The organism is uncultured Oceanisphaera sp. (genome assembly GCF_947495715.1).
Classification (GTDB): Bacteria; Pseudomonadota; Gammaproteobacteria; order Enterobacterales; family Aeromonadaceae; genus Oceanimonas; species Oceanimonas sediminis.
Window position 1 is genome coordinate 134,449 of the sequence record NZ_CANLZU010000007.1, and the last position, 10,576, is coordinate 145,024.

The following is a 10,576-nucleotide window of genomic DNA, read 5'->3' on the forward strand; positions in this document are numbered from 1 at the left end:
ATTCAAAGGTTTAGAGGATTTGACATGAGTAAGGGTATCATAGTCCAAATCATCGGCGCCGTAGTAGACGTGGAATTTCCGCAAGATGCGGTTCCTCACGTATATGAAGCGCTGAAGATCACGACTGAAGGTCAGAGCCAGGGCCTGGTTCTGGAAGTTCAGCAGCAAATTGGCGGCGGCGTTGTGCGCTGTATCGTCATGGGTTCCTCCGACGGCCTGCGCCGCGGTCTGGAAATCGAACGTACCAACAACCCGATCAAGGTGCCGGTAGGCACTCAGACTCTGGGTCGTATCATGGACGTTTTGGGTAACCCTATCGATGAGAAGGGTCCCATCGGTGAAGAAGACCGTTGGTCTATCCACCGCGAAGCCCCGAGCTACGAAGAACAGTCCAACAGCTCCGAGCTGCTGGAAACCGGTATCAAGGTAATCGATCTGGTTTGTCCGTTCGCCAAGGGTGGTAAGGTTGGTCTGTTCGGTGGTGCCGGTGTTGGTAAAACCGTAAACATGATGGAACTGATCCGTAACATCGCCATCGAGCACAGCGGTTACTCCGTATTTGCCGGTGTGGGTGAGCGGACCCGTGAAGGTAACGACTTCTACCACGAAATGACCGACTCCAACGTTATCGACAAGGTATCGCTGGTATACGGTCAGATGAACGAGCCGCCAGGTAACCGTCTGCGCGTTGCGCTGACCGGTCTGACCATGGCCGAGAAGTTCCGTGACGAAGGCCGTGACGTTCTGTTCTTCGTGGATAACATCTATCGTTACACGCTGGCCGGTACCGAAGTATCCGCACTGCTGGGCCGTATGCCTTCTGCAGTAGGTTACCAGCCGACGCTGGCCGAAGAGATGGGTGTACTGCAAGAGCGTATTACCTCCACCAAGACCGGTTCCATCACCTCCGTACAGGCCGTTTACGTGCCCGCGGATGACTTGACCGATCCGTCTCCTGCAACCACCTTCGCCCACCTGGACGCGACCGTGGTACTGAGCCGTCAGATTGCCGCCCTGGGTATCTACCCGGCCGTTGATCCGCTGGACTCCACCAGCCGTCAGCTGGATCCGCAGGTTGTTGGTGACGAGCACTATACTGTTGCCCGTGGCGTACAGACCGTGCTGCAGCGCTATAAAGAGCTGAAAGACATCATCGCCATCCTCGGTATGGACGAACTGTCTGAAGACGACAAGCTGACTGTATCCCGTGCCCGTAAAATCGAGCGTTTCCTGTCCCAGCCTTTCTTCGTGGCCGAAGTATTCACCGGTTCTCCCGGTAAGTACGTGTCCCTGAAAGATACCATCACTGGTTTCAAAGGCATTCTGGACGGTGATTACGATTCGCTGCCCGAGCAGGCGTTCTACATGGTTGGCTCTATCGACGAAGCGGTCGAGAAAGCCAAGAAACTGTAAGCCTCGAAGGAGAACCTGATGGCCGATTTTAGCTTTCATCTCGACATTGTCAGTGCCGAAGAACGTTTGTACTCCGGCTCTGTCAGTGCGGTGACGGTTTCCGGCTCTGAGGGTGAATTGGGGATCCGTTACGGACATGCCCCCTTGCTGACGGCTATCCGTCCCGGCCTGGTGCAATATGTCACCAAAGCCGGCCAGCAAGAAGTTCTGTATGTTTCCGGCGGTATGCTGGAAGTGCAGGGCAGCAGTGTCATGGTTTTGGCCGACACTGCGATTCGCGCCGAAGATCTGGATAAAGCCAAGGCCGAAGAAGCCAAACGAGCGGCGGAAGCCAAACTGCAGAATTCCTCACACGATGTGGATTATGCAGAAGCGGCCGCCGATCTGGCCCGGGCTCTGGCGAAACTGCGCGTGCTGCAGTTGGTTAAAAGATAACGTGCGTTACTAGCCGTGCGTAAAAAAGCGACCTCAGGGTCGCTTTTTTTTTATAAAAAAATCAGAATGACGGCAGTAACGGTGAGGAGTAAGGGGTGAGGAGTGAGGTGAAAATGCTGGTCTGTCGATTGGACGTTACTCCTCACGCTTTACCCCTCACCCCTCACGGTCATTTATCAACGGGATATGAATTCTAATGACAACACAGGCAGTGATACTGGCGGCGGGTAAAGGCACCCGCATGCGTTCTTCCTTACCCAAGGTACTGCACCCGGTGGCCAATCGTCCCATGGTGAGCCATGTGATAGCGGCGGCTCAGGCTTGTGCGGTAGATGGTATTCATCTGGTATACGGTCATGGTGCCGACCAGCTCAAGGCGCGCATCGATGAGCCGGGCATCGGCTGGGTGCACCAAGCCGAGCAATTGGGCACCGGCCATGCGGTGGCGGTGGCCTTACCGGAAATTGCCGATAGTGATGATGTACTGGTGCTTTATGGTGATACGCCATTATTACAGCCGGATACCCTCAAGGCATTGCTGGCCGCCAAGCCAGCCGGCGGCGTGGGCCTGTTGACGGTCAAGCTGGATAACCCCACCGGTTATGGTCGTATCGTGCGCGAGCATGGCAAGGTAGTCGGCATCGTCGAGCAGAAAGACGCCAATGCCGAGCAGCTGGCGATTAATGAAGTGAACACCGGGGTACTGGTGGCCGAAGCCGGTTTGCTCAAACGCTGGCTGGGGGCCTTGAACAACAACAACGCCCAGGGTGAATACTACCTCACCGACATCTTCGCCATGGCCCATGCGGACGGCTGCGACATTGCCACCGTGCACCCGGCCAGCACCGCCGAAGTGGAAGGCGCCAACGACCGGGTACAGCTGGCCGGACTGGAGCGGGCCTACCAGAAGATGCAGGCCGAGCGGTTGATGCGCGAGGGGGTGACCCTGCTGGATCCGGCGCGCTTCGATCTGCGCGGCGAGCTTAGCGTAGGTGAAGAAGTCACCATCGACGTCAATGTCATCATCGAAGGCAAGGTCACCCTAGGCAAGGGTGTCATCGTCGGTGCCGGTGCCATCCTCAAGGACTGCGTGATCGGTGATGATGCGGTGATCAAGCCTTACTCCATCATCGAGCAGGCCGAGCTGGGTACCGCCAGCAGCGCCGGTCCCTTCGCCCGCCTGCGCCCCGGTGCCGTACTGAGTGAGGACGCCCACGTCGGTAACTTTGTCGAAATGAAAAAAGCCCGTCTGGGCAAAGGCTCCAAGGCCGGTCACCTGAGCTATCTCGGTGATGCGGAGATCGGTGAGGGCGTCAACATCGGCGCGGGTACCATTACCTGCAACTACGATGGGGTAAACAAGTTCCAGACCGTGATCGAAGACGGCGTCTTCGTCGGCTCCGATACCCAGCTGGTGGCCCCGGTACGTATCGGCAAGAACGCTACCCTGGGTGCCGGCAGCACCGTCACCAAGGACGTGGCCGCAGACGAGCTGGTGATCACCAGGGTGCGCCAGCGTCATATCAAGAACTGGCCACGACCGGTGAAGAAAAAGTAACTGCCTTGTGAGGTGTGAGGGGAGAAGAGTGAGGAGTAGTGATAAATACTGCACATCACCCCTCACCCCTCACCCCTCACCCCTCACTATCTTTGTAACTATCGATTGATCCCTTATCTTTTGATCTGCTAGCATTAAGTTTCAAATCGAAACTTAGATAAGTCATGTCGAAACGGAACACCCAACAACGTCGTCATACCATCGTCACCTTGCTTAACGAGCAGGGGGAAGTGACGGTCGACGAGCTGTCGCAACGCTTTGAAACCTCCGAAGTCACCATCCGCAAGGATCTGACCGCGCTGGAAAAGAACGGCCTGCTGTTGCGCCGTTATGGTGGTGCCGTGCCGGTGCCGAGCGAGATGGTAACGGAAAATGTCGGCGAGCCGGTGTCGAAGCGAAAGCAGGCGTTGGCCAGGGCCGCGGCCGGGCGGGTGCGTGACCATAACCGCATCATCATCGACAGCGGCAGCACCACGGCGGCATTGCTGGGCCAGCTCGGCCAGAAACATGGGCTGGTGGTGATGACCAATTCACTGAATATCGCCAATGCCCTGCGCGAGCTGGAGCCGGAGCCGACCCTGTTGATGACCGGCGGTACCTGGGATGCGTCTTCCGAATCCTTTCAGGGCCAGGTGGCCGAGCAGGTGCTGCGCTCCTACGACTTCGATCAGCTGTTTATCGGCGCCGACGGCATCGATCTCGAGCGGGGCACCACTACCTTCAATGAATTGACCGGGCTGTCGCGGGTAATGGCGGAGGTCGCCCGCGAGGTGGTGGTGATGGTGGAGTCCGACAAGATTGGCCGCAAGATCCCCAACCTGGAGCTGCCCTGGAACCGGGTTCATACCCTGGTCACCGACAGTGGCCTGGACAAAAGCATTCAACAACAAATAACCGACAAGGGCGTCACTCTGGTGATCGCGCCCTTATCCTGAGGACAAGAGCATGTGTGGAATTGTAGGGGCTGTGGCCCAGCGTGATGTGGCGGAAATTCTGGTAGAAGGCCTGCGCCGTCTTGAATACCGTGGCTATGACTCGGCCGGGGTGGCCATCGCCGAAGCGCCGGGTCAGCTGGGGCGGCTGCGCCGATTGGGCAAGGTGCAGGCGCTGGCCGATGCCCTGCACGAGCAGCCGCTGACCGGCGGCACCGGCATCGCCCATACCCGTTGGGCCACCCATGGCGAGCCTTCGGAGCGTAACGCTCACCCCCATGTGTCCGGCGACATAGTGGTGGTGCATAACGGCATTATCGAAAATCACGAGGAACTGCGGACAGAGCTGCAGGGCAGAGGCTATGAATTCAGCTCCGATACCGACACCGAGGTGATTGCTCACCTGGTGCATTATCACCGCCAGCACAGCGAGTCACTGCTGGCGGCGCTGCAAACCACGGTGAAGGAACTGCGTGGCGCCTACGGTACCGTGCTGATGGATGTGCAGGACCCTTCCCGGGTGGTGGTGGCGCGTTCCGGTTCTCCGCTGGTGATCGGTCTGGGGCTGGGCGAAAACTTCATCGCCTCGGATCAGCTGGCGCTGCTGCCGGTGACCCGCCGCTTCCTGTTCCTGGAAGAAGGGGATGTGGCGGAAGTGACCCGCCGCGAGATCCATATCTTCGATACCGATGGCAAGCCGGTGGTGCGCGAAGAGCTGGAATCCGACGTGACCCACGATGCGGGTGACAAGGGCGAGTATCGTCATCATATGCTCAAGGAAATTCATGAGCAGCCCAAGGCGATTACCGACACCCTGGAAGGCCGGATCACCGAAGCGGCGGTGGTGGTGGAATCCTTCGGTAATGGCGCCCGCGAGATCTTCGAAAAGGTCGAGCATATCCAGCTGATTGCCTGCGGCACCTCCTACCATGCGGGCATGGTGGCCCGTTACTGGTTTGAAGCCTTGGCCGGCGTGTCCTGCGATATCGAAATCGCTTCCGAATTCCGTTATCGCAAGTCGGTGGTCCGCCCCAACAGCCTGCTGATCACCCTGTCCCAGAGCGGTGAAACCGCCGATACCCTGGCGGCATTGCGGCTGGCCAAGGAGTCCGGTTTCATGAGCAGCCTGGCCATCTGTAACGTACCCGGCTCATCCCTGGTGCGGGAATCGGATCTGGCCTTCATGACCCGGGCCGGTGCCGAGATTGGCGTGGCGTCCACCAAGGCGTTCACCACCCAGCTGGCCGGTTTGCTGATGCTGGTAGCGGCGGTGGGCCGTTGCCGTGGCAACATGACGGCGGAAACGGAAGCCGAACTGGTAACCGCACTGCGCGCCCTGCCGGGCCATATCGTCGATACCCTGGCATTGGCCGGTGACATAGAGGTGCTGGCGGAAGAGTTTGCCGACAAGTATCACAGCCTGTTCCTTGGCCGGGGCGAGCAGTATCCCATCGCCATGGAAGGAGCGCTCAAGCTCAAGGAAATTTCCTACATTCACGCCGAGGCCTATGCGGCCGGCGAGCTCAAGCATGGCCCGCTGGCGCTGATCGATGCGGATATGCCGATTATCGTGGTGGCGCCCAACAACGATCTGCTGGAAAAGCTGAAGTCGAACGTGGAAGAGGTACGCGCCCGCGGCGGTATTCTCTATGTGTTTGCGGACAAGCAGGCCGGATTCAAGGGTGACGCCACCATGCGGGTGATGTCGCTCAACCATGTGGAAGAGGCCATCGCGCCCATCGTGTATACGGTGCCGTTGCAGTTGCTGTCTTACTATGTGGCGCTGATCAAGGGCACCGATGTGGATCAACCCAGAAACCTGGCAAAATCCGTTACGGTCGAATAATTCGTCTCAGAACAGCCGGCCGCTTTGTGGGATCAAAACAGTGGGATGAAAATAAAGTGTCATCTCTGGTAGCGATTGCTTCGGCTGGTGTTTAAATCTTCAAGCGGTTCTGGCCATCATGGTCAGAACCGCTTTTTTGGTTGATGAAAACCCCTTCTTGTTACTCAGGTTCCCGTTTTTCGGCCGGATAGCGATTCCCGTTGTTCCTCAATGTCATTAAGTGTGGGGCGATTCGAAAAGATGACCACGTAATGGCTTGTTTCGCCATTTATTTCCCGAAGCGTCGAAATCGATAGCCGCATGCGACCGGCATGGTGGGTGGTTACAGGAGGGGATATCTCGCCCTGCCAGCTGCCGGTTGCATTGGCCATTTGCCATGGCAGTTGCCACGCCTTGTCTCCCAATGCCCGTTGTAACACCAGAGATGGCGTCTGGCCTGCCACTTCATCCAGACGCTGACCGGTGATATCGCTGTAGGCACGATTGACGTAGATCAGTCGATGAGCGCCATCGAAGATCACGACGGCCTCCATCATGTTCTCGAAGACCAGTCGGTGCAGGTGTTGTGATGTTTCGGACTGCTCCAGGCTGGCGCCCAGCAAGTTGAATTCTTCTATGCTGTCGGGCTGAAAAGAAGCCGAGTGGCCACGACGGATCTGTTCGGCAAACAGGGTCAGGCGGGTCAATGGTGAGGAAACCAGTCTCAGGGTATAGAGTGACAGAGCCAGGGCGGTGAGCAAGACCAGTATCAAGGTCAGCAGGGTGTGGTAGCCGTAGCTTTGTTGTAATTGCTGGAATATGGCGTCATCGGTCAGCAGCAACAGTTGCAGCTCGCTCTGCTCCCCATTGATCAGCAAGGGCTGCAGACTGAAGTAATGGCCCTGGATCTGTCCATGGGGTCGCTGCTCGGCCAGGGCCCGAGTCAGTATTTCGCCAGGAATGTCGCTGTTGACAAAGGCGGGCCCCACCGGCTGCCCGCGCAAGAGCAACTGTACATTGATGTTTTGCAGCCCTTGTCCCAGCATGCTGAGCAGGGTGAGGTTGTCATTCAGTACCATACCCCCGAACAGGCTGCCGATTATCTGTCCCGAGTCCGGCGACAGTATGGGATAACGCTGTATCAGGGCCGTCCAGGGAGTGGGTGAGGGATCCAGCTCGATACTGGCCCATTTATTATAAAAAGGAGTATCCGCAATCAGTGATGTCAGCCGGTGCTCCAGCAAATAGAGAGGGGAGTTCATGTTGGTCCAATACTGATCCTGTCGTGTCAGTATCAGTAAATCCAGGTATTCACCGTGGCTGTGTTCCAGCGTTTTCTGCAGCTGTGCCTTGGCGGCTTGTCGATCACCGGCCGATATAATGGCAGCCAGCTGCGGATTCTCGGCCGTGGATGACAGCAGGTTGTCCAGGCCGCTCAGGTAGTTGTCGAGGCGACCTTGTAACCGACCGTTGGTTTCCTGTAGTTGATGACGAATGCTGTCATCAACCATGTTTGAGGTACTGTGATAGTTCAGCATCAGTAAGGCCACGGCCAGCAGCAAAAAGGCAGGCAGCAGTGCCTCCAGCAGCACCCTGAGCAAGCATTTGGCACCAGGGTTACTTCGAGTAACGGAATGCATAGTCTTTAAGACGCTCCAGTTCTGCTGCAGTGGTTTGTTGGTCAACAACGGCAAAGTCTCCACTGTAGACCTGGGGAATAAGGTTGCTCTTTCCTTCCTGATCCAGGCGGATGGCTTCGGCCATGGCGACGCCGCTATCATCGTTCATGCGCATCACGGTCAGATCCAGGTTACCCTGGGCCAGAGCATCGATCTCGGCGCTGCCGCCGCCCCATCCGTTAAGGATAACCTTGTCTTCTTTATTCAGTTTTTTCAGCGCATCCATGGCGCCGAGGGCGATATCCGTGGTGCAGGCATAAATCAGATTGATATCCGGTTTGGCTGCCAGCGTCTGCAGTACTGCCTGGCGGGCTTTTTCCCGGTTTACATTGGTATAAAAAGCCTGACGCAGCGTAAAACCGGGCTGGTTGGAAGTCAGTCGAATAAATTCGTCCCCTCTTGCCCGGCTGACATAACCCCGGGTGCCATACAGCATCAGGTAGTTGGCCTGTTTGCCGGTCATCTTGTTGATGGCATCGGTCAATAGCCGGGTGCCTTCCCGGTGATCGAATCCTACATAGAAAAATGGCTGGTTTTTTCCCCAGTGTTTCAGCGGGGTGGTGATATTCATCAAAATAAGCTTGGGGCGGCCACGAGCCATGATCTTGTCTATCAAGACCCGGTGACGCAGCGAGTTCAGGGTAAATACCAGGTAGTCGGGATCGCTGTTCAGGGCTTCAACCAGCTGTTGCTCTTCTTCTCGGTGGGTGGTTGCCGGTCGGGACGAGTAGTTTTCAAGCGTAAAGGGCAGACCTATTTCCTGCAGGCGGAGGGCCAGGCTTTGCCGGTTGCGAGACCAGTAATCCGATACCTGCTGGTCGGGTATCAGCATGGCGATATGCACGGGGTTGTCTGTGGGGGTAGTCCAGGGCTCGGCGGCCTGGCGTATTCGCGCCGCAAAGGCGTCGGACAGCTCTCGTTGTTGCGGAAAAGCATCCAGGTATTCCTGAAAAGACCAGTAGTCCAGGTTTTTTTCCGCGGCCCATGCGGGCAGCATCAGCCAGGAGAGTATCCAGCCGAGTAATAATCGTCTTATCAACATTGATATTATCCGTACACTTGATTATCTGAATAGCTGTGTCCAATAGCTGGACTCATTGTGGGCTTTTATTTTGTTGAATGAGTGCAAGTATCACGGCAATATTTCGCTTTTTACAGTACTTTCTTGAAATGACTCTGAATCCTGTTTCAAACCACGGGTCTGCTTCTGTTAAATTCCATATGCCATGATATCCTGAGCCTGTTTTTGTGGCTTTTTTCTCCTTTTCTTACCGGTGTGCATCACTATGACTTTTTTTGAGAACCTGCTGGTACTCGTCCTGCTGGTCGTCATTAGTTCGTTTTTTTCGGTATCGGAAATTGCCCTGGCGGCATCGCGCAAGATGAAGCTGCGCTTAATGGCCGGCGATGGTGATCCCAATGCCGAAAAAGTATTGATGCTGCAGGAGCAGCCGGGCAACTTTTTTACTGTGGTTCAAATAGGGCTTAATGCCGTGGCGATTCTGGGGGGGATTCTGGGGGAAGCCGCCTTTACCCCCTTTATTACCGAATTGTTGAGCATGTTCTTTGACGGCGCCTGGATTGAAAAAACGGCGTTCATGCTGTCGTTTTTCATGGTGACCTCGTTATTTATCCTGTTTGCCGACCTCATGCCCAAACGGCTGGCGATGATAGCGCCAGAGCAGATTGCGGTTTCCGTGGTTCGTCCCATGGCGTTCTTCATCGTGGTTCTCAAACCGCTGGTCTGGTTTTTCAATGGCCTGGCCAACCTGTTCTTCCGCTTGTTCAAGGTACCGACCATGCGCAAGGATGAAATCACGCCGGAAGACATCATCGCCATGATGGATGCCGGCGCGCAGGCCGGAGTATTGCAGGAGCAGGAACATCATCTTATCGAGAATGTGTTTGATATGGAGTCTCGCACCGTGACCTCGGCGATGACGACGCGGGAGAGTCTGATCTACTTTATCCTCACCGAGAGTCAGGACAGCATCAAGGCCAAGATTGCCGAGCACCCCCATGCCAAGTTTCTGGTGTGTGAAGACAGTCTGGACAAGGTGGTTGGCTACGTCGACTCCCGCGACATCCTGATGCAGGTGTTGCACCAGCAGCCCATCTCATTGCAAAAGGAAGGCATCATTCGTAGTCCGCTGATCATTCCCGATACGCTATCCATGTATGAAGTGCTGGAGCATTTCAAAACGGCGGGTGAGGATTTTGCCATTATCATGAACGAGTATGCGCTGGTGGTGGGCATCATCACGCTGAAAGACGTGATGAGCATCGTCATGGGCGAGCTGGTGCAGTCTCAAGAAGACAATATTGTCTCTCGTGATGCCAACTCCTGGCTGGTGGAAGGCTCGACACCGCTGGAAGATGTGATGCGGGTGCTGCATATCGACAGCTTTCCCAATGATGAAAACTACGAAACCATCGCCGGCTTCATGATGTACATGTTGCGTAAAATTCCCAAGCGCACCGACTTTGTACTGCATTCGGGCTACAAGTTTGAAGTCGTAGATATCGACAGCTACAAGATAGACCAGTTGCTGGTGACCAGAATAGGCTCGGCTGAACCTGCCCCTGAAGGCGAAAAGTGTTAAAAATAACCGTATTGATTTAATCTTGTACAAGCAGTGCGAAAGTCGATGTTTTTATCAAAAAAGCCCTTGCGCAAAATCAGCGGTTCCCTATAATGCGCATCCACTGACACGGGGCAACACGCCAACGGTCA

8 protein-coding genes are annotated in these 10,576 nt (G+C 55.9%); 6 read left to right on the forward strand and 2 right to left on the reverse strand.

All coding sequences use genetic code 11. The annotated features are described in order from the left end of the window. Window positions 1–24 precede the first annotated feature (24 nt). The 5 genes from atpD to glmS all read left to right on the forward strand — a co-directional run bounded on the left by atpD (window position 25) and on the right by glmS (window position 6,184). Complete coding sequence (gene atpD / locus Q0753_RS06265; protein ID WP_298718613.1) at window positions 25–1,413, forward strand: F0F1 ATP synthase subunit beta; 1,389 nt, start codon at window positions 25–27, stop codon at window positions 1,411–1,413. An 18-nt stretch (window positions 1,414–1,431) separates the two neighbouring features. Further along, the gene (locus Q0753_RS06270) at window positions 1,432–1,848 is read left to right on the forward strand and encodes a F0F1 ATP synthase subunit epsilon (RefSeq protein ID WP_298718615.1); all 417 of its coding nucleotides are present in this window, start codon (window positions 1,432–1,434) and stop codon (window positions 1,846–1,848) included. Between the two features lie 196 nt (window positions 1,849–2,044). Continuing rightward, window positions 2,045–3,406 carry a bifunctional UDP-N-acetylglucosamine diphosphorylase/glucosamine-1-phosphate N-acetyltransferase GlmU gene (glmU, locus tag Q0753_RS06275; protein WP_298718617.1) on the forward strand — a complete coding sequence of 454 codons (1,362 nt, stop codon included), beginning with the start codon at window positions 2,045–2,047 and terminating at the stop codon, window positions 3,404–3,406. A gap of 164 nt (window positions 3,407–3,570) precedes the next feature. Beyond that, a complete protein-coding gene (locus tag Q0753_RS06280) occupies window positions 3,571–4,341 on the forward strand; it encodes a DeoR/GlpR family DNA-binding transcription regulator (RefSeq protein ID WP_298718619.1) in 771 nt (256 codons plus the stop codon). Between the two features lie 10 nt (window positions 4,342–4,351). Continuing rightward, entirely contained in the window at window positions 4,352–6,184 is a 1,833-nt protein-coding gene (glmS, locus tag Q0753_RS06285) for a glutamine--fructose-6-phosphate transaminase (isomerizing) (RefSeq protein WP_298718621.1), read from the forward strand. Between the two features lie 164 nt (window positions 6,185–6,348). Here the strand turns inward: glmS and Q0753_RS06290 are convergent, their stop codons facing one another. Beyond that, on the reverse strand, window positions 6,349–7,755 hold the full coding sequence (locus Q0753_RS06290; RefSeq protein ID WP_298718631.1) for a LuxQ periplasmic sensor domain-containing protein: 1,407 nt from the start codon (window positions 7,753–7,755) through the stop codon (window positions 6,349–6,351). Window positions 7,756–7,780: 25 nt separating this feature from the next. After that, window positions 7,781–8,884, reverse strand: coding sequence for a substrate-binding domain-containing protein (locus Q0753_RS06295; RefSeq protein WP_298718623.1), 1,104 nt, complete (start codon window positions 8,882–8,884; stop codon window positions 7,781–7,783). 244 nt (window positions 8,885–9,128) lie between these two features. On the opposite strand from Q0753_RS06295, the gene Q0753_RS06300 reads away from it, so the two are divergent. Further along, on the forward strand, window positions 9,129–10,445 hold the full coding sequence (locus tag Q0753_RS06300) for a hemolysin family protein (protein WP_298718625.1): 1,317 nt from the start codon (window positions 9,129–9,131) through the stop codon (window positions 10,443–10,445). The last annotated feature ends 131 nt before the right edge of the window (window positions 10,446–10,576 follow it).